The sequence below is a fragment of the Paraburkholderia sp. GAS33 genome, from assembly GCF_050436645.1.
Lineage (GTDB): Bacteria > Pseudomonadota > Gammaproteobacteria > Burkholderiales > Burkholderiaceae > Paraburkholderia > Paraburkholderia phenazinium_B.
Genome location: NZ_JBNDMP010000003.1, coordinates 713,882 through 740,722 on the forward strand (window position 1 = coordinate 713,882; position 26,841 = coordinate 740,722).

Annotated in this window: 21 protein-coding genes; 16 read left to right on the top strand and 5 right to left on the bottom strand. The window is 59.7% G+C overall.

Annotated elements, in window-relative coordinates:
* Positions 1-49: 49 nt before the first annotated feature.
* Positions 50-2,197, top strand: coding sequence for a tetratricopeptide repeat protein (locus P3T24_RS13480; RefSeq protein ID WP_429435209.1), 2,148 nt, complete (start codon positions 50-52; stop codon positions 2,195-2,197).
* Between the two features lie 184 nt (positions 2,198-2,381).
* Positions 2,382-4,049: an ankyrin repeat domain-containing protein gene (locus tag P3T24_RS13485; RefSeq protein ID WP_429435212.1), complete on the top strand. Its 1,668-nt coding sequence runs from the start codon at positions 2,382-2,384 to the stop codon at positions 4,047-4,049.
* A 175-nt stretch (positions 4,050-4,224) separates the two neighbouring features.
* Here P3T24_RS13485 and P3T24_RS13490 read toward each other — a convergent pair whose 3' ends face one another.
* The 4 genes from P3T24_RS13490 to P3T24_RS13505 form a co-directional block, all read right to left on the bottom strand.
* Complete coding sequence (locus tag P3T24_RS13490) at positions 4,225-5,367, bottom strand: substrate-binding domain-containing protein (RefSeq protein ID WP_074267239.1); 1,143 nt, start codon at positions 5,365-5,367, stop codon at positions 4,225-4,227.
* Between the two features lie 118 nt (positions 5,368-5,485).
* Entirely contained in the window at positions 5,486-6,484 is a 999-nt protein-coding gene (locus P3T24_RS13495; protein ID WP_074267240.1) for an ABC transporter permease, read from the bottom strand.
* Entirely contained in the window at positions 6,481-8,088 is a 1,608-nt protein-coding gene (locus tag P3T24_RS13500) for a sugar ABC transporter ATP-binding protein (protein ID WP_429435215.1), read from the bottom strand. Before P3T24_RS13500 ends, P3T24_RS13495 begins: the two co-directional genes overlap by 4 nt.
* A 284-nt stretch (positions 8,089-8,372) precedes the next feature.
* On the bottom strand, positions 8,373-9,350 hold the full coding sequence (locus P3T24_RS13505) for an SDR family NAD(P)-dependent oxidoreductase (RefSeq protein WP_429435218.1): 978 nt from the start codon (positions 9,348-9,350) through the stop codon (positions 8,373-8,375).
* Positions 9,351-9,472: 122 nt separating this feature from the next.
* Between P3T24_RS13505 and P3T24_RS13510 the strand changes: the two genes are divergently transcribed.
* Together P3T24_RS13510 and P3T24_RS13515 are read left to right on the top strand one after the other, a co-directional pair.
* Positions 9,473-10,051: a TetR/AcrR family transcriptional regulator gene (locus P3T24_RS13510; protein WP_429435221.1), complete on the top strand. Its 579-nt coding sequence runs from the start codon at positions 9,473-9,475 to the stop codon at positions 10,049-10,051.
* Positions 10,052-10,152: 101 nt separating this feature from the next.
* Positions 10,153-10,512 (top strand): Rap1a/Tai family immunity protein, encoded by a 360-nt coding sequence (locus P3T24_RS13515; protein WP_074267244.1) that lies wholly within the window; start codon positions 10,153-10,155, stop codon positions 10,510-10,512.
* 167 nt (positions 10,513-10,679) lie between these two features.
* Here the strand turns inward: P3T24_RS13515 and P3T24_RS13520 are convergent, their stop codons facing one another.
* Entirely contained in the window at positions 10,680-12,233 is a 1,554-nt protein-coding gene (locus tag P3T24_RS13520) for a methyl-accepting chemotaxis protein (RefSeq protein WP_429435223.1), read from the bottom strand.
* Between the two features lie 669 nt (positions 12,234-12,902).
* Between P3T24_RS13520 and P3T24_RS13525 the strand changes: the two genes are divergently transcribed.
* From P3T24_RS13525 to P3T24_RS13580, 12 genes are all read left to right on the top strand, one after another.
* On the top strand, positions 12,903-14,087 hold the full coding sequence (locus P3T24_RS13525) for a porin (RefSeq protein ID WP_429435226.1): 1,185 nt from the start codon (positions 12,903-12,905) through the stop codon (positions 14,085-14,087).
* 330 nt (positions 14,088-14,417) lie between these two features.
* Positions 14,418-15,332, top strand: coding sequence for a LysR family transcriptional regulator (locus P3T24_RS13530; protein WP_429406387.1), 915 nt, complete (start codon positions 14,418-14,420; stop codon positions 15,330-15,332).
* Between the two features lie 146 nt (positions 15,333-15,478).
* A complete protein-coding gene (locus tag P3T24_RS13535) occupies positions 15,479-16,402 on the top strand; it encodes an intradiol ring-cleavage dioxygenase (protein ID WP_074267247.1) in 924 nt (307 codons plus the stop codon).
* A 66-nt stretch (positions 16,403-16,468) separates the two neighbouring features.
* Entirely contained in the window at positions 16,469-17,350 is an 882-nt protein-coding gene (locus P3T24_RS13540; RefSeq protein ID WP_074267248.1) for a sugar phosphate isomerase/epimerase family protein, read from the top strand.
* A gap of 42 nt (positions 17,351-17,392) precedes the next feature.
* The gene (iolG, locus tag P3T24_RS13545; protein ID WP_429287182.1) at positions 17,393-18,385 is read left to right on the top strand and encodes an inositol 2-dehydrogenase; all 993 of its coding nucleotides are present in this window, start codon (positions 17,393-17,395) and stop codon (positions 18,383-18,385) included.
* 24 nt (positions 18,386-18,409) lie between these two features.
* Positions 18,410-19,498, top strand: a complete 1,089-nt coding sequence (locus P3T24_RS13550; RefSeq protein ID WP_074267250.1) for a Gfo/Idh/MocA family protein — start codon at positions 18,410-18,412, stop codon at positions 19,496-19,498.
* Between the two features lie 97 nt (positions 19,499-19,595).
* A complete protein-coding gene (gene chvE / locus P3T24_RS13555) occupies positions 19,596-20,666 on the top strand; it encodes a multiple monosaccharide ABC transporter substrate-binding protein (protein ID WP_429435231.1) in 1,071 nt (356 codons plus the stop codon).
* Between the two features lie 92 nt (positions 20,667-20,758).
* Positions 20,759-22,288, top strand: a complete 1,530-nt coding sequence (gene mmsA, locus P3T24_RS13560; protein WP_429287443.1) for a multiple monosaccharide ABC transporter ATP-binding protein — start codon at positions 20,759-20,761, stop codon at positions 22,286-22,288.
* A 1-nt stretch (position 22,289) separates the two neighbouring features.
* Complete coding sequence (gene mmsB, locus P3T24_RS13565; RefSeq protein ID WP_074267253.1) at positions 22,290-23,498, top strand: multiple monosaccharide ABC transporter permease; 1,209 nt, start codon at positions 22,290-22,292, stop codon at positions 23,496-23,498.
* 150 nt (positions 23,499-23,648) lie between these two features.
* Positions 23,649-23,945, top strand: a complete 297-nt coding sequence (locus P3T24_RS13570) for a Dabb family protein (RefSeq protein ID WP_074267254.1) — start codon at positions 23,649-23,651, stop codon at positions 23,943-23,945.
* 41 nt (positions 23,946-23,986) lie between these two features.
* Positions 23,987-25,048, top strand: coding sequence for a maleylacetate reductase (locus tag P3T24_RS13575; RefSeq protein WP_429435233.1), 1,062 nt, complete (start codon positions 23,987-23,989; stop codon positions 25,046-25,048).
* A gap of 88 nt (positions 25,049-25,136) precedes the next feature.
* On the top strand, positions 25,137-26,750 hold the full coding sequence (locus P3T24_RS13580; RefSeq protein WP_429406499.1) for a methyl-accepting chemotaxis protein: 1,614 nt from the start codon (positions 25,137-25,139) through the stop codon (positions 26,748-26,750).
* The last annotated feature ends 91 nt before the right edge of the window (positions 26,751-26,841 follow it).

Below are 26,841 nucleotides of genomic sequence, written 5' to 3' on the forward strand. Positions count from 1 at the left end.
CCCTGGCGGATCAAGATCTTGGGGCGCCTCCGAAGACAATCCAAATCCCATGCCACTCGCGCCGAAGCCCGCGCTTCCCGTCATAGACCGCATTCAGCAAGCCAGTTCACTCTTTTCGGAGAGGAAATTTTCCGAAGCGTTGTCCATTGTTCAGCCAGCATTCGACTCGACCGTAAGTGTTCCTCCAGGGCTTCGCGCTGAGGCGCTCAACATCGCTGCGGCGTGCTCGCTCGGCCTGAACCATCTGGCGGATGCGGAAACGTATTGGCGCCAATGTATCGACCTGCAGCCTGATTTCGCTGCGGCCTATGACAGCCTCGGTACGCTGCTCATGTCGCTCAAGCGTCCAGCGGAGGCCGTGGCGATCTACAAGGAGTTGCAAAAAATTCGGCCCGGCGTTGCCGAGGTTCACCACAATCTCGGCGCGGCTCTGCATGATCTCCGCTATTTGCTCGAGGCGGAGACGGCATACCGGCAGGCAATTGCAATTCGCCCCGGCTATGCGCAGGCCCACTTCAATCTGGCCCTCGCACTTCACGAGCTTCGCCGGCTCCACGATGCCGAGACCGCCTACAGGTTTGCTGTGGCGGCGCGTCCCGATTTTGTCGAAGCGCACCACAACCTCGGCAACGTGCTCAAGGAGCAAGGACGCCTTTCGGAGGCAGAGGTGGCTTACGGGCAAGCGCTGCGGCTGAAGCCGGACAATCCCGCTGCCTTGAACAGCCTGGGCGGAGTATTGCTGGGGCTCAACCGGCTCCGCGAGGCCGAACTCGCGTTTCGGCTCGCATCGACCATTCAACCCGACTATTCGGAAGCACACGCGAATCTCGGTGCTGTGATGCTCCAACTCAAGCGTCTGCCCGAAGCAGAGGCCGCTTTCCGGCAAGCTATCGCATCCAATCCGGACTATGCCGAGGCTTACCATAACCTCGGGAATGTGCTCTATGCCCTCAATCGGCTAGCCGAGGCCGAGGAGGCTTATACACAGGCGCTTCGCTGCCGGCCGGGAATCGTGGAGGCGCATCACAACCTCGGCTGCGTACTCGGAGCACTCGAGCGTCTGCCCGAAGCCGTTGCGCACTTTCAGCAGGCGGTCGCCTTACGTCCCGGATACGCCGAGGCTCACTACAATCTCGGTAGCACGTTGAAGCGCCTCAATCGTCTGCCGGAAGCCGAAACCGCATTCCGGCAAGCGCTCGCGTTGCGCCCCAACTATCCCGATGCCAGGTTCTATCTGGGAACGCTGCTGCTGGGCACGGGACAGTACGCGCAAGGATGGGAGCTTTACGAGTCTCGCTACGAGCATCCTGGATTTGCTCACCACAATTCGCGCGTCCTGCTACGTTGCCCACAGTGGCAAGGGGACGATCTGGCAGGCAAGTCCCTGTTGGTCTGGCAGGAAGACGGCTTTGGCGACATGATTCAGTTCGGCCGTTATCTCGCGCTGCTCAAGGCGCGAGGGGCCGCGACCATTGCGTTTGCGTGTGCGCCTGCCTTACGCAGGCTGATGGCCACCGTCGATGGTGTCGACGAGGTCGTGGATCATGAAACGGCGCTTTCGCAATCCGCGCGATTCGACTGCTGGACGAGCCTGTTGAGCGCACCCTGGCATCTGCGTACGACCTTGGAAACGATTCCGCCGCCGCTTCACCTGGTGCCGGAGCCGTCGATCGTCGAGCGTTGGCGCTCGCGGCTCGCAACGCTTCCGCCTGGCCGCAAGGTCGGGCTGGTGTGGAAGGGCAATCCGCAGCACCACAATGACGCGCACCGGTCGCTACCTTCGCTGGCTACGCTGGCGTCTCTCTGGAGCCTACCTGACGTCAGCTTCGTGAGTCTGCAAAAAGGGCAGGGCGAGGGCGAAGCTCAATGCCCGCCCGCGGATCAACCGCTTCTGCACCTCGGGTCGGAGGTGGACGATCTCGCCGACAGCGCCGCGATCATCGGCCAGCTGGATCTGGTCGTGTGCGTCGATACGGCGATAGCCCATCTGGCTGGGTCCCTAGGTACGCCCTGCTGGATACTGCTTCCCACGACGGGTGTCGACTGGCGATGGATGCAGGAACGAGCGGACTCGCCCTGGTATCCGGATGTGGTGCGTCTGTTTCGGCGAGCCGAAGGGGAGTCCTGGCTCGCTACAGTCGAAAGGGTTCGGCAGGCGTATATCGAGCAGTTTGTCAGCCCTGTCCAGCAGGGCTGACCTCCGCCTCGAGCCTGGGTTGACGGAGCAGCACACCATCGCCTAGCATCCGGATTAGCGGTGCAGGCCGCTTCCGGGTCCGCGGAAAGGGTTGAACCCACCTGTTGCAGCGTGTCAGATATCTCACCATCCTTTGTGCTGGCGGTATTGCGGACCTTCGGCCATCAATGCACGAGGATCCGCCATGAACAAGCTGCCTCCCAAGGCCAATCTCGACCATCTCAAGAAGCAGGCGAAGGAGTTGTTGCGTCTTTACCGCGACGGCAACGCAACAGCGATCGCCCGCTTCGTCAATCATCTTCCCGCCGCCGCGCACCGCTCAGATAGCGAAGCGATAGCGCTTCAGCTTCGTCTACACGACGCGCAGTCCTGCATCGCGCGCGAGTACGGTTTTTCTTCCTGGGCGGATCTCGCGCTGTATGTCGAGACGAGTGCTTTCGCGCACCACGATCAGGCGGCTCTGATACGCCGCTGGCTTGGCCTCGCCTATGGTGGCGATGTCACCGGATCGTATGACGCGGCACGGCCACGCGTTGCGGTTCAGCTTCTGCAGGAACACCCTGGCCTTCTGGCCACGGACGCGTACGTTGCCTGCGCTGCGGGGCATCTCGAAGTGGTGTCGCGAATGACCGCGGTTGATCCCGGGTGGATCAACCGCGCGGGGGGACCACTAAGCCTCCCGCCGCTCGTCGCGGTGACGCACTCGAGGCTGGGTCAACTGCCGGAGTTCATCGAACCGCTACGCGAATGCGCCCAGCACCTTCTTGCGGCCGGGGCCGATCCTAACCAGCGTATCGGTAACCGGTTTCCACCGGCTTCTCTGGCAAAACCCAACGAGTCGGAGCCGCTGTCTGCGCTTTACGGTGCGGCCGGCGTTGTCCGCGATCTGGCGCTCACAGAGATGCTTCTGGAGGCGGGCGCGGATCCCAATGACGGTGAATCGCTCTACCACTCGCTGGAAAATCCGGACTGCACGCGCTTGCTGTTCCGGTACGGCGCGCGTGCCGCCGGGACGAATGCGCTGCGGCGAGCGCTAGATATGCCGGACCCGGCTGCCCTCGAACTGGTGCTGGCGCATGGTGGCGACGCCAACGAGCCGGCGGGAGAGGGGCCCACGAAAGTCTGGGGGCCTCCGTTGCTGCGTGCGATCGCCGTGAGCCGATCGACTCGCCATATTGCCGCACTGCTGGCGGCCGGCGCCGATCCCACCGCGCAGACGCCCGCCGGCATCAGTGCTTATCGGCTGGCGAGCCAGGTCGGTCTACCGGAAGTCGTAGCACTCCTGCGTACCTACGGAGTGCAGGAGACGCTAAGCGACGATGATGACTTCGTGGCCGCTTGTGGACGTGCTGACGCGATCGAGGCGCGTCGTATTCAGGCCCGACGTCCGGATCTGCCAGGCGCGTTGCCGGAGGACCGGCTGCGCTTGCTGCCCGATGCCGCGGCATGGGGATCGATCTCTGCGGTCAAGCTTATGGTCGAACTCGGTTGGCCGATTGCCGCGCGCGGAGGAGACTGGGATGCGACGGTGTTAAACCACGCTGTCTTTCACGGTGACGCGGATCTCACGGCCTTTCTGCTTTCTCACGGAGCTAGCTGGCGTGAGACGCAAGGCTTCGGAGACGACGTGCTCGGTACGCTTTCCTGGGCCTCTGTCAACGAGCCGGTTTTGGCGCGGAACCCGGACTGGCCAGGTTGCGCGCGCGCGCTCCTGGCTTACGGGCTTCCCAAGGTGGAGCGGGATCCGTCGAACCCGGAACGGGTAATGATCGAGGGCCGGCCGAAACGGTTTTCGGAGGCAGTGACGGAGGTCTTGCTGGAAGGTGGGGGCGTGAGCTCCGAAGCGAGCTGAGCGGGGGGAGTGATATATCGCGCTGAGTTTCGGCAATATAGCGGTGCATTCATCGCAAGGGGCGAAGAACGCAAAGCGGGGCGAAGAACTCGAAGCGCAATAAAAAAGAGCGAAGCCTCCAAAGGCTTCGCTCTCAAGCTCACGCTTACACCTACACGTCACACCGCGTCGGTCATCAACCGCAAGCGGGCGCTGCCTTCTTGCAGGCATCGGCCAGTTGCGGCGGCGGGTCCTTCTTGAATACCGTCTTGTACGATTCGAGCACGTTGGACTGCACGACGGGCAGCGATTGCACGCCGATCCACGCCGGCGGCGTCTGGCCGATCAGCGCTTTCATCATCGCCATCGCTTCGGCTACGCCCTGATCGTACGGACGTTGCGAGCCCGTTGCCTTGAGCGGGCCGCCCTTGGCAATTTCGATTGCAGACTCAAGGCCGAGGTCGACCGTTGTCATAGGCGTATTGAGGCCCTGCGCGCGCATCGACGTCAGCGTGTCGAGCGCGGGCTGGTCCCAAACGGCAAACACACCCTTCACGTCCGGATTGGCGGTGAGGAAGTCGCCGGCAACCTGACCGACCTTCGACGGGTCCGTGAAGGCGACCTGTTTGATCTTGATGTCGGGGCGATTCTTCTTCATCCAGTCGTTGACGGCCTTCGTGCGCTCCGTCGTGCTGAAGTAATCGACGCCGAAGTTCACAAGACCCACCGTACCGCCCTTCGGCACGCACGATGCAAGCACCTTCGCCGCGATCTGGCCGTTGCCCTCGCTATCCGCCGAGACCATTGCCGAGTACTCCTGCGGATGCTTGAGGCCGGTCGGCACGTTGTCCATGAACACCAGCTTGATGCCGGCCTGCGAGACTTTCTTGTACGTCGCAGCCGTCGCCGTGCCGTCGACCGGAATCGAGATGATGCCGTTCGGATGGCGCTGGATCGTGTTCTCGATGTCGGCAATCTGCTTGTCGACCTGATACTCGGCCGACGCCGTGCCGATCACTTCCACGCCGTATTTCTTCAACGTGTCGGTGATGCCCTGCACCTGCAGTTGCGACCAGTCGAGGTTCATCGTCTGCATCGAAATGCCGACCTTGAAGTTGCCGGCCTTGACCTTGGCGGCCTCGGCATCCGTCAGCTTGACGGCATCCACGGACGCCGCCTTTTCGCCATTCGGTCCCTGCCCGACGATACCCTTCGGTCCAATTGAATTCACAGGCAGATTCGTGCATGCCTGCGCAAATGCCTGCGAACAGCACAGGGTCATGGCAGTGATTGCCGCGACACTCGCCAGCCTCGCTGCTGATCCACGACGATAGTTCATGATCTTCCTCCGGTGGTCTTGTTGTACTGCGTCTCCAGCTGTTTTTGAACTTGCTCTGCATGGCCTGCCGTGCAACGTCGCATGCACGGGAGACCGTTTTACTCGGACTGCTTAGTGCCTATTTGCGGGTGAACGCGACTGCCGCGACGATGATGACGCCCTTGATGACGAGTTGCAGCGACGAACTCACGCCGAGCAGTACGAGTCCGTTATTCAGCGTGCCGATGATGAGGCTGCCGAGCAGCGTGCCCAGAATGAAGCCGCGTCCGCCGAACAGACTGCAGCCGCCGAGCGTAACGGACGCGATCACGTCGAGTTCCATGCCCTGCACAACGTCGGGCCGCGCCGCATGCGAACGCGCGGACAGCACGAGCGCGGCCAGGCCGGCAAGCGCGCCGGTCAGCACGAAAGCGAGCGTCGTCACGCGGCGGATGTTGATGCCTGAATAAAGCGCGGCCGTGGGATTGCCGCCGGCCGCATAAATCTGCCGGCCGAACACGCTGTAGTGCAGCAGCAGAATGCCGCCGATCACGGCGAGCAGTGTCCAGAGGATCGGCACCGGCACGCCAAAAATAGTGCCCTCGCCGAAGATCGCGATGAAGTTGTCGTTGGTGATGATCTCGGGGCGCGTCGTCGTAACCATCAGCGCCAGACCGCGTGCCGCGCTCAGGCTTCCGAGCGTGACCAGAAACGACGGAATCGAGAGGCGCGTCGTGACGAAACCGTTGATCGCGCCGACGATCGCGCCCGTGCCGATGCCCGCAATCGCGCCGAGAATCCAGTTATCGCTGATGTGCGACATCGCGAGCGCCGCCGACATCCCCGACAAGGCCAGCGCCGATCCCACGGAAAGGTCGATCTGCCGCGCAATGATCACGAACGTCATGCCGATCGCGATGATCGAGACAAGCGCCGTTTGCCGTCCGATATTGAGGAAGTTGTCGATCGACAGGAACCACGGCGACGCAAAGCTGAACACGACCAGCAGAATCGCAAACGCGATATACAGCATGTACGGGCGATCGCCTTGCAGCAGAAGCTGCGCGATCCGCCACGTGCGTCCATGACGCGGGGTGCTCTGTTGCTCGGCGGGCATCGGCGAAGCGGAGTCGTTCATGTTGCAAGCTCTTCCATAGGCCGGGGAAGTTGAATGAGATGGTGAAGTTCTTCCGCGTGGCGAATCTGCGCGCGCTCGACGGTCCGTTCGATCGAGCCGTCCACCACGATGGAAATGCGATCGCATAGCCGCAACAGTTCGTCCAGATCCGACGACACCACTACGACACCTGTACCCGCATGCGCCGCGTCGCGCACCACGCCGTAGATTTCTTCGCGCGCGCCTACGTCCACACCGACCGTCGGCTCATCGAGCAGCAACAGCTTCGGCCGCGGATGATTCCATTTGGCGAACACGACTTTCTGCTGGTTGCCGCCGGAGAGAAACTTCACTTGCGTCGACGCATCGGGCGCTTTCACGGAAAGCTGCTTCATCGCCGTGCGCGCCTGTTGTGCAGCGGCTTTCGCGAGCAGCCAGCCGCCGCGGGAAAACTGCGGCAGACGCGGCAACGTCAGATTGCGTTCGATCGAGTGATCGAGCACGAGCCCTTGCAGATGGCGGTCTTCCGGCACGAGTGCGATGCCGCGCCGGATGGCATCGGCGGGTCGGCGCGCGGCGAGCGGTTCGCCGTCGAGCTCAATCGTGCCTGCGTGCGCCGGCAGCAGGCCGAAGATCGTCTGCAGGATTTCCGTGCGCCCGCTACCGATCAGTCCTGCGAGGCCATGCACTTCGCCTTTGTGCACGGAGAAGTTCACGCCGGAAAGACGCGCATTGCTGACGTTCGATAGCGTCAGCACGGGCGCATTGTGTGCGACCTGTGAGGCGGCTTGAGCGTCTACGCCAAGCCCCGGTTGCGTGACTACGCCCCCGGTGGTTTCCTGTCTGGCCTGCATCGCCGCATGACGTGGGCCGACGATGGCAGCGACCAACTGCTTCATGTCGGTCTCGGCCGTGGCGAACTGGCCGGCGTTCGCGCCGTCGCGGAACACAGTTACGCGCTGCGAGATGCGAAACACCTCGTTCAGGCGGTGCGTGACGTAGATCACACCAACGCCGCGCTCCGTCACCGCGCGAATCGCGTCGAAGAGAATCTGTTCTTCGCCGCCCGTTAGCGCAGACGTCGGCTCGTCGAGGATCAGCACGCGCACGTCGCCCATCAGCGCCTTGCAGATCTCCGTCATCTGCCGGTAGGCAAACGGCAGCGAGTCGACTGGCACGCGTGGATCGAGTGGAATATTGTGTTCGCGCAGAAATGCGCTGACCTGCGCCATCAGTTCGCGTTGCCTGACGAAGCCAAACCGCGTGCGCGGCTCACGCCCAAGCATCAGGTTGGCACCAACGGACAGCGATTCGACGAGACTCAGGTCCTGATAGACGACGGCGACGCCCGCCTCGCGCGACTTCGCCGGAGATTCGAACGCGACCTTCTGGCCGGCGATTTCGATCGAGCCTTCGTCGTAGGTATGGACGCCGCTTAGTATCTTGATGAGGGTGGATTTGCCCGCGCCATTTTCGCCGAGCAGTGCATGCACTTCACCCGGCAGAACTTCCAGATCGACACCGCGCAACGCCTGCACGCCACCGAATTTCTTGGTGACGCCAGTAACGCGGATCAATGGCAGTCGAGGCGATGAAGCGGCCGCGACCGCAACCGGCTCACTCATCCTGATGTCTCCTTCGTCGGTATGACGAATGCTTATGCTTCGCGATCGGGCACGAACTGTCTTGTGATCTTCGCATCATGCATATGATGCGTCAATAACATTTAGCCCCTATTCGACCGGCATTCGGCAGGAGAATTGCGACAATTGTCGCGCTGTTTGTGATGATTCTATCGTTTTCACCGATTTGAGCTGTGAGGAAAGTTGCGCTGTCACAGGTGGTCGCGCCAAAGATATGGGTCAAGGCGCGGCGGGCCCCGTTTCGATGACGCTCGACGAAGCGTTGGTCAGAACGACTCGCCAACCATCTCTTCGCTCTTGCGCCAGAGCGCGTCGGCATTTGCAACGTCGAGCGCGTAGCGGCGAACGCCCTCGCTGACGGGCGTGATGACAACATCGTCCGCCACGACTTCGCTTACGTGGCAGTTTTCGCAATATCTGCCTCCCACGTCTTCGGCTGCCGCCACCGCCGCGGCCCATACTGAAGTCGCCGCACCCTGCGGGATCGTCTTGAACTGGAACGGTCCTTTCCCCTCCGATGCCAGCTGACTGTTGATCCTGTCCACGAGTGCAGTCAGCTGGCTCTCGTCCATATGGCGGGCCAGCTCCGTGTGAATCCCGCCGGGATGAACAGCGGCTGCCCGCACGCCGCGCGCGCGATGTCGCTGATCGAAAGCAACCGCGAAGAGGATGTTCGCGGTCTTGGAGCGGCCGTAGGCGAGGAATGGCTCGTAAGGCGTACGCTCAAAGCCGGGATCGTCGAGATCTACGTCCGCGAAACGGTGCCCGGATGACGCCAGTGCGACTACTCGACCACCAGACGGAATCAGCGACGCCAGGCGATTCACGAGCACGAAATGCCCCAGATGATTCGTGCCGAATTGCGTCTCGAATCCGTCTGCGGTTTTGCCGAAGGGCGTCGCCATTACGCCGGCATTCGTAATGATGACGTCGAGCGGTTTGCCCTCGGCCAATAGCTTGTCGGCGCAAGCCCGGACGCTCTCGAGGCTTGCGAGGTCGAGTTCGACCAGGTCGATACTGCCGCCTGCCGCGGCGGCATCGCGCCGCGCTTCGGCAATCGCCAGCTCCGCTTTTGCCAGGTCTCTGGCCGCCCCGATCACGCTCGCTCCGTGCGCTGCAAGCGCCCGGGCGGTCTCCACACCGAGTCCCGCCGAAACACCAGTGACAAGAATTCGCTTGCCGTGAAGATCGACGCCTGCAAGCACGTCGTCTGTCGTTGAAGTTGCTCCAAATTTCTCAGCCATTTCCGCTTCTCCATCACAATAGCGTTGACGCCATTCCCCGTCCGGGATAAAACGGAGACTCTCTCCGCTTTTTTCAGTATATCAACCGGAGAAATTCTCCGCTTGCAAGGATTCAACCTGCAGTGAGTCACTCGACGCCAAAAGAACGAAGGCCCCGGGCCGACGCGCTACGCAATCGCGAGCGCATCCTCGAAGAAGCAAAAACGGCGTTTACGCACGCGGGAAGCGACGTCAGTCTCGACGACGTGGCACGTCAGGCGGGCGTCGGCGTAGGCACGGTCTACCGGCACTTTCCCACGCGTGAGGCGCTGCTGGAGAGTGTCTACCGTGCTGAGGTGGGCAAGCTTGCGGAGGAGGCGCGAAGGCTGACCGAGTCTTTGCCTCCGCTTGATGCGTTGCGATCCTGGATGATGCTTTTCGTCGACTACATCGCCACCAAGAAGATCATCGCGCCTGCATTGAACTCAATCGTGGGAGGGTCGACGAAGCTGTTTGAATCGTCCGGGGCCCAGATCAAGGACGCGATCCAGTCGCTTGTAACGCGCGCCGTGGACAGCGGCGACATTCGCGCCGACCTCGTGCCGCTGGATCTGCTGCGCGCTCTGGTGGGCGTTTCCAACGTCGCGTCTGCCCCGGACTGGCAGCAAAGCGCGAAAAGACTGGTTGACATACTTCTGCTCGGATCGCGGCCGCCGGGCTAGTTTTTGCAGTCGACCTCTGGCGTCGGTCCGGAAATCGTCACAATAGCGGCCCACAATAGCGCACCCCCATCCCTCCGAATCGACATCAGATGAACAGATCAATGGCCGCGGCCTTGCTTATGACAGTTTGCTCCATCGCACACGCGAGTCCGGCGTCCGATATCAACAATGGATTTCTCACGGGCAAATCCTTTCAAAGCGGAAGCCAATCGATGCGTACCGCTTACGTGATTGGTGTGCTCGACGGTTTCTCTTACGCTCCTGTCTTTGGCGCGCCAGATGCGAAGATCGAGAAACTTCGGCAGTGCATTGGAACGATGCATGCCGACGCGCGACAAGTGGGCACCATTGTCGATAAGTACCTTGAAGCAAATCCCGATTCGTTGAGTCTGCAGATGCAGCCGATCGTCCTGCGCGCGATGCGGCAGGTTTGCGCGACTCATGGCATGACGGTCGACTGAAAGGCTGCCGGCCAATTCGACCAGCGAACGACGCCGATCAGTATGTGAATACGTACTGACCAGCCACTTTCCTGGCGCCTATAAAAGCAAAGCGCGGGAATAAGCGCTGGCGGACAAACCATACGTACGCGACGATCCGCGTGCTTGCGGTCGCCGGCTCGTGATTATTAGCTAGCGAGTTTGAAAACCGAGACGACTTGTACCAGCTCGTGAGACTGACTGCGCAGGCTGCTGGCCGCGGCCGCCATTTGTTCCACCAGCGCTGCGTTCTGCTGGGTCGCCTCGTCCATCTGCGTGACAGCCTCACCGACCTGAGCGACGCCCAACGATTGTTCGTTGCTGGCGGCACTGATCTCACCCATGGTATCGGTGACGTGGCGAATGGAACGGACGACTTCGGACATGGTGAGACCGGCCTGCTCGACCTGGGCCGAGCCTTGTGCGACGCGTTCCACGCTGGCGTTGATAAGCTTTTTGATTTCCTTGGCGGCATCGGCGGAACGCGCGGCCAGGCTGCGCACTTCGTTGGCTACTACCGCGAAGCCACGGCCTTGCTCGCCGGCCCGGGCTGACTCTACCGCTGCGTTCAGGGCGAGGATGTTGGTCTGGAAGGCAATGCCATCAATCACGCCAATGATGTCGGCGATTTTCCTGGAGCTGTCGTTGATACCCTTCATGGTCTCCACGACCTGGTTGACGACTTCGCCACACTGGATGGCGACTGTGGAGGTGTTCATGGCCAACTGGTTCGCCTGACGGGCGTTGTCGGCGTTCTGGCGCACGGTGGAGCCGAGCTCTTCCATGGAGGCGGCGGTTTCTTCCAGGGCGCTGGCCTGACTTTCCGTGCGAGCGCTGAGGTCGTCGTTGCCTTGCGCGATTTCGGCGCTGGCAGTGGCCACGTTTTCCGATCCGGAGCGCACGTTGGAGACAACGCGCACCAGGCTGCTTTGCATGTCTCTCAGGCTGCTGAGCAACTGGCCGACTTCGTCGGTGCTTTGATTGTCGATACGGGCGGTCAAATCGCCTTCGGCGACCTGACGGGCCACCGCGGAGGCCTTCACCAGCGGCCTGGTGATACTCCCGGAGATGAGCCACGCGCACATCACGCTCAGCAGCAGGCTGACCACTCCCAAAGCAATCATCAGCGTGCGGCTGAACTGGTAGTTGGCGTCGATCTGCGTTGCTACCGTGTCAATTTCCTCGCGCTGATGGTTCACCAGGGCATCAATTTTCGTCACGAAGAGCCGGGAGGCCGGTATGAACTTTTGCTCCAGCACCTGGTTCGCCTCGTCGGCTTTGCCCGCCTTTTTCAGCGCGTAGATCTCGTCGCGGGTAGAAATGAAAATCTTGCGCTGTTCGCCAATGGCGGCAAACAAGGACTTTTCCTCGTCCGAACTCATCAAAGCTTCTATCGACTTTTGCAACGCTCCCGACACCTTGGACGAAGCTGCGGCTTCCTCCACGAAGTAACTGGCGAGGCTTGGGTCAGCACTCTTGGCAATCGCGGTTGTGCGGGTGACAGCGGTATTGATGTTGCGCGACCAGTCGTTGATAAGCCGCTCGGTCCGGATTGGACTGGCAACCATATCGCGGGTTGCCTGCGCCACAGACGAGAGGCGCGCAAGCCCTATGACGATGCTGATCAACGACATGATCAATACCAGCACAAAACCGGCACCCAGTCGTTTGGCGATGGGCAAGTTGGACATAAAGGTCGGCATAGTGGCTTTCTTCAATGACTAAAGGGCGAAGATGCCCATTAGCGGTTTCGGAGTTCGGTCACTACAGGTATACGGCTGAAACGGCGGAGACTGAAGGTGCTATCCATAGGGTGTTGCTGAAACTGATGTAGGGATATCCTGATGTGACGAACCATGCATGATTCGCTAACGGACACCAGTCTGGTGTATGCGTGGTCGCCGCGCGTTACGTCAACTGTTCGGCTGGTCCTTGACCGTTTCGATTTTCCCGATTTCTGCGAAAGAGATTCCCCTTTCGGCTCTATGTCTCCATCGTTGACGAATATACACTCGGGCCAGAGTCAAACGAGAACGACGATGGAGACGCGCCTTACCGCAAGCAGCCCCAGCTTGGCGATCCCCCTGTCCTTCGACCAACCGCACTCAGCGAACGCGTTCAGCAACCGCCTGGATCTTGTTGTTGTCGAACGGCTAGCAACTGCAACAAGCGAGCGCAACTGAACCAGCAGGATAGTCGGCAGACCTGATTTTCTTTGAACCGGATTCGGGAGAGCGTGGCATCTCCGTGCGAGTCGCTGATGGCACGCGCTCCCACCTGGATCTGAAATTGCCGGCAGCATCAAATCGCCGTAGTCAGGTTTCCATTGGACCGGCGATTAAAATAGTAGTACTACATATATAGGAGATGTGATGAGGAAGGTTCTGATTGGGATGTTTGCAATGACAGCGGCGGCGTCGGCGACTGCGCAAAGCAGCGTCACGCTGTATGGCATCGTAGACAACGGGATCGCATACGAGACCGGTATGCCGAAGGGGCACGTGTTCGGCGCAGAGAGCGGGGGATGGGCCCAGTCGAGATTTGGCCTCAAGGGCGCAGAAGATATCGGCGGCGGTACCCAGGCCATTTTCCACCTTGAGTCTCGCCTCAACACAGTCAACGGTAGCTTTGCCAACGGCAGCTTCTTCGAGGGGCAGGCGACCGTCGGTCTGCATAACGACACGTGGGGTCAAGTGAAGTTAGGCAATATGGGCTCGGCTGAAATCAGCCAGTATTCGGGCGATGTCGATCCTCAACAGACCGAGAAATATGCGATCGGTACACTGGTGCGTGGCCGGATCTTTTCGCAGGCGGGTAACGGCATAGAGTATCTGTCGCCGCTGGTAGGCGGATTCACGGTGCAAGGCCAATACGACCTGACAAACTCGACGAAATGGAACTCCGGAAGTCCGGGAAGCGCGCCAGGCCAGTTGGGAACCTCAAGCGGCTTGGGTAGTGCGCAGGGGAGAACGGACGGCATCAAGCTTTCGTATCAGACCGGCAGCCTTTTCTGGCAGGCGACATACGATGAGGTGCGCGATCCTAACGGCCAGTTCAGCAATGTGTACCTGGCCTCGCGCTCGATCCTCACGGGTGGAACGTACGCAATTGGCCCGGTCGTAGCGTTCATCGGCTATCAGCACCTCAGCGCACCCGATGCGTCCAATGCCGGATACTATGGGACGGCCACTCCAAGCACGCTGCCGGCAGGCACATCGCTGCCGACAGCGGTCAATCACGAGTGGCTTGGGGCGATCTGGCACACGACGACGGCGCTTTCGGTCACCGGTGCGGTTTACCACGCCAATGCCAACCGGGGTAATGGCAACGCGACGCTATACACACTGGGTACGAACTATTCGCTGTCGAAGCGCACGCTTCTGTATACCGAGCTCGGTTACGTCCGCAACAGTTCGACGTCCAACCTTGGGCTCGACAGTGGGCTGTATGGTGCGAACAGCAACGACGACCCGACAAACAGCAACGCGTCCAGCACCAACCCGAACTATGGCAAGAGCCAGTTCGGCGTAATCGCAGGTGTCGCCACCCAGTTCTAGAAGACACGCAAGGGTTCATGTCGCGGTGGCGGTCACATCTGGTTTGCCTGACGGAGAACCCTTTCCGTCAGGCGTTTTGCCGCGTATTCGCCTCATGAAGATGGCGACACCGCTGACGTTGGCCGGAATGGGAGAAAATTCCTGAGGTGTTTTTGATGTGTTTCCGCTGCCCCGGCGATGGTTCCTGGGGCTATGCTTGGCCTATAAATGGAGAGAGACACTGTGCAAGGCAGTTTATCCGGCATTGCGCGAGCGATCGCATTGGGGCAGGCAGATGAAATCGAAGCCACCCAAGGCCACCGCAGCAATTGCATTCCGAGCTGATAAGAGATGGATCAGTTCAAGGAACTACGGCTTTTTGTCGAGGTTGCCGAGTCGGGCAGCATAAGCCGCGCCGCGGAGGTCGTGGACCTTTCCATCTCTGCGGCAAGCCGGTACCTGATCGCGCTGGAAACCCGGCTTGGCGTCCAGCTCGTGCGCAGGACGACACGCAATCTTTATCTCACGCAAGCTGGGGCAGAGTTCCATCGACGTTGTAAGTCCATACTCGCAGATCTGGGTGAAGCCGAGTCGGTTATCAAGGAGGCGACAGTTCGACCGAGTGGCGTACTGCGTGTTACTGCATCGCTCTCGTTCTGCATGCTGCACGTTGCGCCGATGCTTCCGGAATTTACAGCGCGTTATCCAGACATTACGGTAGATGTGGTGGCGGCGAATCGCTACCACGACATCATTGAGAATGGCATCGACGTGGCCATCCGTACCAAGGTTCTTGAAGCAGACAGCAACATAACGGTAAAGCGGCTTGCCTCGACCCGGCGAATATTGGCCGCGGCTCCTTCGTATCTCGAAGCAAATGGCTCGCCACGCCTTCCCGCGGAACTGACCCGGCACAAGGTATTGAATTACGCACTCGCCGACAATCCGCGCGAGCTCGCGTTTTGCCGAACGGGCGAATCAGTTCTCGTCAAGGTCAAGCCTCTCCTCGAATCCAACGACGGCCAGATATTGCGGGTCGCGGCCCTCGACGGCATGGGCATCCTCGTGCAGCCCAAATACATCGTCTACGACGACCTCAAAGCCGGCCGCCTCGTCCCTGTGCTGAATGACTGGGATTTGCCGCGGCTGACGATCAACATTGCCTTTCAGACACGCGCGCATATGCCGGTGAAGGTTCGGCTGTTTATCGATGCACTCGTCGAGCGGTTTCAGCAGAACGAGTACGAGCGTCACTGGACAGCGTAATAGTCACGTGTCCAGGGTAATCCCGGCTGCTCTTTCCCAGTTTCCCATTCATCGCGAAAGAGATTCCCTTTTTAGCTCTGTTTTGCCGGCTGCGGGGAATATAGACTCGTCTCAAAGCGGTACGAAAACATTGAAGGAGACGCTCCATGCAATCTGCAGCACCCTCTGAATCGCCATCCCCATCGCCGTATTTCGATGAAACGCACTCGGCCGACGTCGTCAACGCGCGCATGGCGCCGAATGTCGACGAACGGCTGCGGCAGGTCATGACAGTTCTGGTCAAGCATCTGCATGCAGCGGTGAAGGAAATCGAGCCGACACATGAAGAATGGTTCACCGCCATCCAGTTCCTGACTGAAACCGGTCATATGTGTACCGACTGGCGCCAGGAGTACATCCTGCTGTCGGACATCCTGGGTGTCTCGATGCTCGTCGACGCGATCAATCATCGCCGGCCGAGCGGAGCGACACCCAACACGATTCTCGGCCCGTTCTATGTTGCGAATTCGCCGGAGTACGAAAACGGCGCCAACATCTGTCTCGACGGAAAGGGCGAACCTCTGGTCGTAGCCGGGCGTGTGACGGACATTGACGGCACACCGATTCCGAACGCGAAGCTCGAAGTCTGGCAGACCAATGACGATGGCTTCTACGACGTGCAGCAAAAAGGGATTCAGCCCGATTCGAATTTGCGTGGCGCATTTACTTCGGATGCGGAGGGGCGCTACTGGTTCAAGTCCGTCAAGCCGCGCCACTATCCGATTCCGTCGGACGGCCCGGTCGGCAAACTCCTTGGCGCAATGGGGCGCCACCCGAATCGTGCGGCCCACCTCCATTTCATTGTGACCGCGCCGGGCTATGAGCCCGTCATTACCCACATCTTCACGCCGGACTGCCCGTACCTTCCTGAGGACGCGGTCTTCGGCGTCAAGCGTGAACTCATCGCCGAATTCAACAAGGTTGACGACCCGGAAGCCGCCAGGCGTGTCGGGTTCTCATCACCGTTCTGGTCTGTGTCGTGGGACTTCACGCTCGCAACGTCTACCAGGCCCACGCGGCCAACCCCGTAACCGTTTGGCACGCGGGAGCGTGTGCCGTCGACGAACCGATGAAACTGAGAAACAGGAGTACTACACATGAGCGCGAAGAAAATTGAACTGCTGGCGGCATACTGGACCATTGCGGGCGACGTCTATCCGTGTGGCCCGGTCGAAGTCAGCCCGTTCCCGCTGCGAGATCGTTGCGAAGCGGCATCGCGTGCTGGCTGGAGCGGCGTCGGCCTCATCCTCGATGACCTCGAGCATAGCGTCGAGAAATACGGACTCTCTGGCGTCAAGCGTATTCTGGACGACACCGGCATGAAGTACTTCGAGCTCGAAATTCTCATGGACTGGTACCTCGATGGCGAGGCGCGTGTCAAATCGGATAATTTCCGTCGCCGTGTCATCGAGCTGGGCGGCGAGCTTGGCATGCGCAATCTGAAGATCGGCGCGAGCCCCTTCGATGAAAGTCCGGCCGACTTTGCGCGCATGACCGACGAATTCGCGAAACTTTGCGAAGACGTCGCGACGGTTGGCGCGACGGTTGCAATCGAGTTCATGCCTTTCTCCCCCATCCGAAACATCGGGGAAGCGCTGAAGATTACTGAAGGTGCTGACCAGCCCAACGGTGGCCTGATGGTCGACCACTGGCACGTAGCTCGCGGTGGCAGCCCCTATAGCGAAGTCGCCAAAATTCCGGCGCGCTTCATCACCGGTGTGGAACTGAACGACGTAGCCGCGCAGATCAAAGGGACGCTGTTCGAGGACTCGAGCTTTAACCGTCAGCTTTGTGGCGAAGGTGCTGGCGACTGTCCCGCCTTCATTGATGCTCTGCAACAGGCGGGGTGCACGCTTCCTTATTACGGCGTGGAGCTTATCTCCGAGACGCACCGGAAGTTGCCGCTCGACGAGATGGCAAAGCGCGCCTATGACACTACCGTCGCTCAGTTCTCGGAAAAAAGCGCGGCTTCCGTCTGACGCGCCTGACCTTAAACCCACAAAGTACTTCTGGAGACTCACATGATTCGAATCGCCGTACTCGGTGCTGGCCGCATTGGTCGCATTCACGCTGGCAACGTCGCCGCGAGCCCGAACGCAAAACTGGTCGTCGTTGCGGATCCTGTTGAGAAGGCTGCGACCTCGCTTGCGGAAAGACTTGGCTGTGAAGCGTCGACGGATGCTTCGGCCGTCCTCGATCGCGATGACATCGATGCTGTGGTCATCGGCACACCGACGGATACCCACATCACATTCATGTTGAAAGCCGTGGCGAACGGCAAGGCTGTGCTGTGCGAGAAGCCTATCGACCTCGACATGGAAAAGTCGCTCGCCGCGGCGAACACGGTCGAACGCCTCGGCGGCCGTGTGATGCTCGCGTTTAACCGTCGCTTCGATCCGACGTCCCAGGCCTTCCGCAAGGCGATCGATGCAGGCGATGTCGGCGAAGTGCGCCAGGTCATCATCTCCAGTCGCGATCCGGGCATGCCGCCGCGCGATTACGTCGAGCACTCCGGCGGGATCTTCCGCGATATGGTGATTCACGATCTCGACATGGCCCGCTGGCTGCTGGGCGAAGAGCCGGTCGAAGTCATGGCAACCGCAAGCCGGCTCGTCGATCCGTCGCTGGAAGCACTCGGCGACTTCGACACGGTGATGGTGCAGCTTCGCACCGCGTCGGGCAAGCAATGTCACATCAATTGCTGTCGCGAGGCGCTGTACGGCTACGACCAGCGTATGGAAGTGTCCGGCTCCAAGGGCATGCTTCTGCAGGAAAACCTTCGCCCTTCGACGATCCGTCGCTGGACGAAGGACGCAACCGATGTCCGCGAACCGCTCCTGAACTTCTTCCTCGAGCGCTATGAAGCGGCTTACAAGGCCGAGCTCGAAGCATTCGTCGAAGCGCTGCGTACGAATTCGCCCCTGCCGACCTCGGTGCAGGACGGCCTCAAGGCATTGCGTCTGGCTGAGTGTGCGCTCGAGTCCGCGGTGTCGGGGAAGACGGTCAAGGTGTAACGGGAAATCCGGAGGAGATAAGACATGACACGAAAGATTGGTGCCAACGAAACGTTAGGCGTGGCGTGCCTCGGTATTACGCATCCGCACACGTCCGGTCGGGTCAAGGCGATCCAGCGTCGTACCGACGCGAAGATGCTCGGCGCGTGGGACACCAGTCCGCTGCTCGAGCCATTCGTGGATGCGCTCGGTCTGGAAGTGCGCACGAAAGACGATATTCTCGCTGACGACAACGTGCACGTGGTGCTCGTGCACTCGAAGAGCGAGAAGATGGCCGACCTGACCATTGAAGCACTCGAGGCCGGCAAGTCGGTGCTGTGCGAAAAGCCCGCAGGCCGCAGTTCCGCGGATGCAAAACGGATTGTCGAGGCGGTCGAGCGTACCGGCGGTCTCGTGCAGGTGGGCTATTGCTGGCGCTTTGCTCCGTCGGTTGACGCCATGCAGGCAGCGCTGAAGAGCGGCCGCCTCGGCAAGGTCGTCCAGGTGCGTGCGCACGGCGGCTGTTCGCATGACGAGGCAGGCACGGCTCACATGACCCAACCGGGCGACATCGGCGGCGCTGTCTTTGTCATCGGCTGCCATCTGGTAGACCGCATTCTCCTGCACTTTGGCTTGCCGCGATCCGTCAATGCCCGCATCACGAAGTTCCCGAACTTCCATGGCGACGAGTCTCGCGAAGATGCTGCGGGCGCTGTGTTGAACTACGAAGACAAGATCGTCGTCATCGACTTCATGTCGTGGGACGTGCTGCCTTGGACGGAAAGCTGGGACATCACGGCGTACGGCACCGAAGGCATCATGTCCTCCCGTTCGCTGCCGTCGAGCTACAAGATTTACGACGCGGGTAAGGGCGCCCATCCGGAAGGATGGACCGAATGGCAGGAAACGAGCTTCCCGGAAATCTGGGCCACGAAGAAGACCGAATATTCCCCCGACATTGCTGAAATCGGCAATCCGGTTTACTTCGACCGCGAATCGAACGCGTTCTTCGACGCGCTTCGCAACGGTACCCCGTCGGTTGTCCCCGCCACACAGGCATACAACATCAGCCGCGTCATTGAGTCGATGTTTGCTTCTTCGAAGCAGGCCGGAGCCGAGATCTTTATCGACTAGGAAGGAAAACGGCCGGTCTCTTTTCGGGGCCGGCCAGTAGAAACTGGCTAACGATAGTCAGACGTTAACTATGTAGTCCTTATCAGGAGACAAAACGATGAGCATGATCAAGAACGTTGCGGTGGCTTTGGCCGCTTCGATTGCATTGTCCGCGGTGTCGGTATGCGCTTACGCCCAGGACAAAGGGGTCATTGGGATTTCCCTCCCCGACAAGACGGAGTCGCGGTGGATCACCGATGGTAAGAGCATGGTCGACGCGCTGAAGGCGAAAGGCTATTCCTCGGATCTCCAGTACGCCAACTATGACGTGCCGACGCAGGTCAACCAGGTCGAGAACATGCTGGCCAAGGGCGTCAAGGTGCTCGTGATTGCCCCGATTGACGGTAAGACCTTCTCCGACGCGCTGGCGCTTGCGCAACAGAAGGGCATCAAGGTTATCTCGTACGATCGCCTGATCAGCCAGACCAAGAACGTCGACTACTACGCCACGTTCGACAATTATGGTGTGGGTGTTCTGCAGGCGCAGAGTATCGTTGCCGCCTGGCAGAAGAGGGGCAGCAAGACGCCTTTCGACATTGAGGTATTCGGCGGCTCGTCCGACGACAACAACGCTCATATGGTCTACGCCGGCGGGATGTCGGTGCTCAAGCCATATATCGACAGCGGCAAGTTCGTGGTTCGCAGCAAGCAGGTGGAATTCGACAAGGTTGCTACGCGCAACTGGGACGGCGCTACGGCGCAGTCGCGTATGGATAACCTGCTGAGCGCTTTCTACGGCAACAACCGGCTCGATGCCGTTTGGACGCCGAACGATGCCATCGCGATCGGTGTGATCTCGTCGCTCAAGGGTGTCGGCTATGGCACACCGCAACAACCGATGCCGATCGTCACGGGACAGGACGCCGACCTGCAGAACGTCAAGGGCATTATCCGCGGCGACCAGACGACCACGGTATTCAAGGACACGCGCAAGCTGGCCAGCATCACGGCTGACATCGTGGACGACGCGCTGACCGGAAAGCCCGTACCTGTGAACGACACGAAGAGCTACAACAACGGGGCCAAGATCGTTCCGACCTACCTCGTGAAGCCCATCCTCGTCGACAAGGACAACTGGCAGCCGGAACTGGTCACGAGCGGGTACTACACGCAGGCGCAGTTGAAGTAACAAATCGCAGGCCAATGAGGGTGCCGGCGGCGCATTTGCAGCCGGCACCGAACAGAGGTCTGTTGCAGTTGATCGACCCGAGGAGTACGACGATGGAAACCATTCTGGAGATGAGCGAAATTCAGAAAAGCTTTGGCGCGGTCAAAGCCCTGAACAACGTCAATCTTAAAGTCCGAAAAGGCGAGATTCACGCCATATGCGGCGAGAACGGCGCGGGTAAGTCGACGCTGATGAAGATCTTGAGTGGCGTTTATCCGCACGGCTCTTTCGCAGGAAATGTGGTCTACGACGGTGAAGATCGCGCGTTCTCGGATATCTCAGACAGCGAGCAGGTCGGGATCATCATCATCCATCAGGAACTCGCACTCGTGCCCATGCTCTCGATTACCGAGAACATCTTCCTGGGCAACGAGCAGTCGAAGCGAGGCGTGATCGACTGGCAAGGCTCCCGGTCCAAGGCAAAGGAACTGCTATCGAAGGTCGGTCTGACTGACTCTCCCGATACGCCCGTAGGCACGCTCGGCATCGGTAAACAGCAGCTGGTCGAAATTGCCAAGGCGCTGTCGAAAGAGGTCCGTCTGTTGATCCTCGACGAACCCACGGCAAGCCTCAACGAAAAGGACAGCGATACGCTGCTCAATCTCCTGCTGGAGCTGAAGGCGCGTGGCGTGACGTCCATCATCATTTCGCACAAGCTCAACGAGATTTCACGCGTTGCCGATGGCATCACGGTCATCCGCGACGGCTCCACGGTCGATGCGCTCGACTGCAAGGCGGAAAGCGTGAGCGAAGACCGCATCATCAAGGCGATGGTCGGCCGTGAGATGTCGGACCGCTACCCGAAGCGTGTGCCGAAGATCGGCGACGTGATCTTCGAGGTCAGGGATTGGCGCGTACAGCACCCAACCCAGCGGGACCGCGCTGTCATCAAGGGCGTCAATCTGAAGGCACGAAAAGGCGAAATCGTGGGTATCGCCGGTCTGATGGGATCCGGGCGTACCGAGCTTGCCATGAGTGTTTTTGGCGGAACGTACGGGCAGGACATTTCCGGAACCGTGCTCATGCACGGAAAGCCGGTAGACGTTTCGTCGGTGCGGAAGGCCATCAAGGCGGGCCTTGCGTACGTGACGGAAGACCGGAAAGGAAACGGTCTGATCCTTGACGACAACATCCAGCGAAACATCACACTGGCGAACCTCACGGGCGTGTCGAAACTCGGGGTCATTAACGAACACGAGGAAATGACGGTTGCGGCAGATTTTCTGAAGAAGCTCCGTATCCGCGCCCAAGGGGTAACCCATGTGGTCGCCAATCTGTCCGGCGGCAATCAGCAGAAAGTGGTGCTCAGCAAATGGCTGTTTTCGGGGCCCGAAGTACTCATTCTGGATGAGCCCACGCGAGGCATCGATGTGGGCGCGAAATACGAAATTTACAGCATCATCAATCAGGCGGTTGAAGCGGGCAAGTGCGTGGTCATGATTTCTTCGGAAATGCCGGAGCTTCTTGGCATGTGCGACCGCGTTTATGTGATGAACGAAGGCCGCTTTGTTGGCGAGTTCACCGCGGAGGAAGTCTCGCAGGAGAAGATCATGCGGGCAATCATGCGAAATGGAGGCATCTAAAATGCGTAAGGTACTTTCGCCGGCGGCGCCGCAGGAAGCCGGAGTTGAAAAAAGCGAAATCGTTCGCGCGTTCAAGCGGGGCGCGAGTGAATACGGACTGCTGATTTCGCTCATCGTCATCATGGCATTCTTCCAGGTGTCGACGAACGGTGTGTTGATGCAGCCGCTCAATCTGACGAATCTGGTGCTTCAGAACAGTTATATCGTCATCATGGCGCTCGGTATGCTGATGGTGATCGTCGCAGGCCATATCGATCTCTCGGTCGGTTCGACCGCCGGACTGGTGGGCGCGCTCGCGGCGGTTCTGATGGTGCAGTTCAATGTCAACTACGTGCTGGCCACTGTCATCTGCATCATCACCGGCGCGCTGATCGGAGCCATTCAGGGTTACTGGATTGCGTTCTGGCGGATGCCGTCGTTCATCGTCACGCTGGCCGGCATGCTAGTGTTTCGCGGCCTCACCAACCTCGTGCTTCAGGGCCAGTCCATTGGGCCTTTCCCGGACGCGTTCGCTACGGTCAGCTCCGGCTTCATTCCCGACGTTTTTCACGGCCAGAATCTGCACATCACGTCCATCCTGCTTGGAATTCTGGTGGGCGTGCTCTTCTTCGTGATCGAGCTTCGGCACCGCGCGAGCGCAACGAAATACGGTATGACCAGCGGATCGTTTTCGATGTTCATCGCGAAGAACGTTATCCTCACCGGCCTGATCGTCTTTCTCTGCTACATCCTCGCGTCGTATCGCGGTCTGCCGACGGTTCTCGTCATCATGGGCGTGCTGATTGGTGTTTACACATTCATCATGAATCGCACCACCATTGGCCGTCGTATCTATGCAGTGGGGGGCAACGCGAAAGCAGCCAGATTGTCGGGGGTCAGTGTTCCTGCAGTCAGCTTCATGACCTTCGTGAATATGGGTGTGCTGGCGGCGTTGGCCGGTCTCATCTTCGCGGCTCGCCTGAACAGCGGCACACCGAAAGCAGGTACGGGCTTTGAACTCGACGTGATTGCTGCGTGCTTTATTGGCGGTGCGTCTGCTTCTGGCGGTGTTGGGAAGGTGGTCGGTGCGGTCGTGGGCGCTTTCATCATGGGCGTGATGAACAACGGGATGTCCATTATGGGCATTGGCGTCGACTATCAGCAGGTGATCAAGGGGATAGTGTTGCTCGCGGCGGTTTTTGTGGACGTCTACAACAAGAACAAGGCTTGAGCATTGTGTTTCGGAGGTGCCGTCAGATGACGTGCACCTGGACCTGGAAAATTTCAGCGGGCAAGTGGGCAGTCGATCTATGTGGGCAAGTACCCGCAGGGACGCTCGCGCATGGTTTCCCAAGGCATTGGAAGTTAATACGGAATCGACATGATCAAGCACATCGTTATGTGGGATGTTCGCGGTGATACGCCCGAGCAAAAGAAGGAAACGGCTCAGCTTGTAAAGAGTGCCTTCGAAAGTCTCACTGGGAAGATCCCGGGGCTCACAAAGCTGGAGGTCGGCGTGGACGTCAGCGGAGTCGATTACGCCTGTGACGTCGTGCTCTACACCGAGTTCGAGAGTCACGAGTCGCTTGAAGCGTATGCGGTTCATCCCGAGCATATCCGCGTTAAGCAGATCATCGGAGATAGTCGTATTGCCAGGCATCAGGTGGATTACATCTGAGCCCGAACGCCTGTTTCCCATAACGAGGAAATCCAGATCTTATGTACGACTTTACGTATACGACGCCTGCCTCCCGGGTGATTTTCGGCGCAGGCAGCATGAAACTCATCCAGCAGGAAGTTGAGACGCTGGGAGCGCGCAGGGCGCTGGTTCTGTGCACGCCGGAGCAGCGAGAGCAGGCCGAGATCGTTTCCTCTCTCCTCGGCCCCTCGAGTGCCGGCGTTTTCGACGGCGCGCAGATGCATGTGCCCATTGAAAACGCCCGACGTGCTCGCGAGCATGCGAAGTCGGTCGACGCCGACTGCGCGGTAGCCATTGGCGGCGGCTCGACCATTGGCCTTGGCAAAGCCATCGCGCTCGAGTCGTCGCTGCCGATTATCGCGATTCCGACGACGTATGCCGGTTCGGAGATGACGCCGATATACGGCATAACCGAAGGGGGACTCAAGCGGACCGGGCGCGACGCAAGAGTACTTCCGAAAACAGTGCTCTACGATCCGGAGCTATCGCTCGGTTTGCCGATCGATCTTTCGGTGGTGAGCGGCTTGAACGCGATTGCTCACGCTGCCGAGGGCCTGTATGCAAAGGATGGAAACCCCGTCATGTCGCTGATGGCTGAAGAGGGAATCCGCGCGCTCGCTAAAGGTCTGCGTGGCGTGAAAGCGAGCAGCACGAACAGAGAAGCGCGCAGTGAGTGCCTCTACGGGGCGTGGCTGTGCGGGACGGTTCTCGGCAGCGTAGGAATGGCACTTCATCACAAGCTTTGCCATACCCTTGGAGGCACCTTCAATCTGCCGCATGCGGAGACGCATGCGATCGTTCTTCCGCATGCACTCGCGTATAACAGCATCGTCGCAGATGACGCAATGACACGTATTGCGCGGGCACTCAACGTGGATGTCGCCGCAGATGGACTGTACGAACTGAGCCTGGAACTCGGTGTGCCACGCGGGTTGCGTGAGATCGGACTGAGCGAGTCCGATCTTGATCAGGCATGCGAAGTAGCCTTGTCGAATCCCTACTGGAATCCGCGTCCAGTGGAGGCTGTTCCCCTTCGGGCGCTGCTCCAGCGCGCCTGGGAAGGCGCTCGGCCTCGGCCTTGAGAAACGGTTTGCGACAGACGCGAGTGCATAACTTCAAAATATCCACGCAGTAAAGGTGGTATGTCACCCCGGGGATAAGTTCATGAGGATGACCGTAGGCAGAAAGCTTGCCGCAACGTTCGGCGCAGTTGTAGTCGTTTCGCTGGTTGGAAACACGATCTCCATCATCAACTTCCTCCGGCTCAATCAGGCGAACGGTTGGAACGTTCGTAGCTACCAGGTCCTGCGCACCAGCGATGACATGTTGACCAATATGATCAAGATGGAAGCGAGTGTGCGTGAATTCGTCGCGTCCGGAACCGAACCATTGCTGGAGCCGTACAACGCAGGGAGTGAGCAGTTTGACAAGGCGCTGAACGTGGCTCGCTCGTTGACAGCCGACGATCCCGACCAGCAACAAAGACTCAAAACCTTGAGTGAGATGCGCACAAAGGTCAAGGAGATCGACGAGAAACTGATCGGGCTGCGCAGAGACGTAACCGCGGGTCAACAACCCTGGAATGCGTTGTCGGACTATTTCAGGCAGGGGAATGACAAGCCGTTCATGGGTCACTATAGGAAGGTCGCGGCCGAATTCGACAGCGCTGAGCAGATGGAACTCGACAGACGCTCTAACGAGGTCGCAGCGTTAGCCTTGGCAACAAAGCTCGTGCTTGCGGCGGCGGGTGCGATGACCGTGCTTCTTGCGGTTGCGCTGGGAATCTGGATTACCCGCGGGATCGTGCGATCGCTGGGCGGAGAGCCAGCCGATGCAGCGGATGTTGCGGCGCGCATTGCGCAAGGTGACCTGTCGGTTGCAGTGCCTGTGGCGCCGAACGATCACGCTAGCCTGATGGCGTCGCTGGAGTCTATGCGGCAGCAACTCAAGTCGATCGTTGCGGGTATCCAGTCGTCAGCCGAGTCGATCAAGATTTCTGCCGGAGAAATTGCGCAGGGAAATATGGATCTCTCCCAGCGTACGGAGGAGCAGGCAGCATCGCTCGAGGAAACCGCGGCGAGCATGGAGGAACTGACTTCGACGGTGCGTCAGAACACGGCAAATGCGAAACAGGCGAACGCGCTGGCGGGAGGAGCCTGTGCAGTCGCGATGCGCGGAGGTGAAGTGGTGCATCAGGTGGTCGAAACGATGCAGTCGATTTCACGGAGCTCGGATAGGGTCGCCGAGATTATTTCGGTAATCGAAGGGATTGCGTTTCAGACCAATATTCTCGCGCTCAACGCAGCGGTCGAGGCGGCCCGGGCCGGCGAGCAGGGCAGGGGGTTCGCGGTCGTCGCGGGCGAAGTCCGGACGCTGGCGCAGCGCAGCGCGAGTGCTGCGAAAGAAATCAAGGAATTGATTCACGATTCGGTCCAGCATGTGGCCGAAGGCTCGGAGCAGGTCGAACGGGCTGGCGCAACGATGCATGACATCGTGAAGGCGGTACGCGAGATGACTGACATCATGAGCGAAATCGCAACGGCTTCTGAAGAACAGGGTACCGGAATCGAGCAGGTGAACAACGCGGTCGGTCAGATGGACGAGGTGACACAGCAGAACGCGGCGCTCGTGGAGCAGGCATCGGCGGCCGCGCAGGCCATGTCCGAGCAGGCGACAGCGCTGCGGGACGCAGTCTCGGTCTTCAAAATCGAAGCTATGTCCGCTTCTGACCTAAAGGATACCCGCCGACCGATTGGAGAAGCCTGGGAGTCCGTAACCGGCTAGGAGCGCAGATGCGCGGCTACGGATGGCGCCTCGCCGCAAAGCATAGCAAAGTTATCGGGTGGCGTGATAGAACATTCTGCTTCGAATTTAC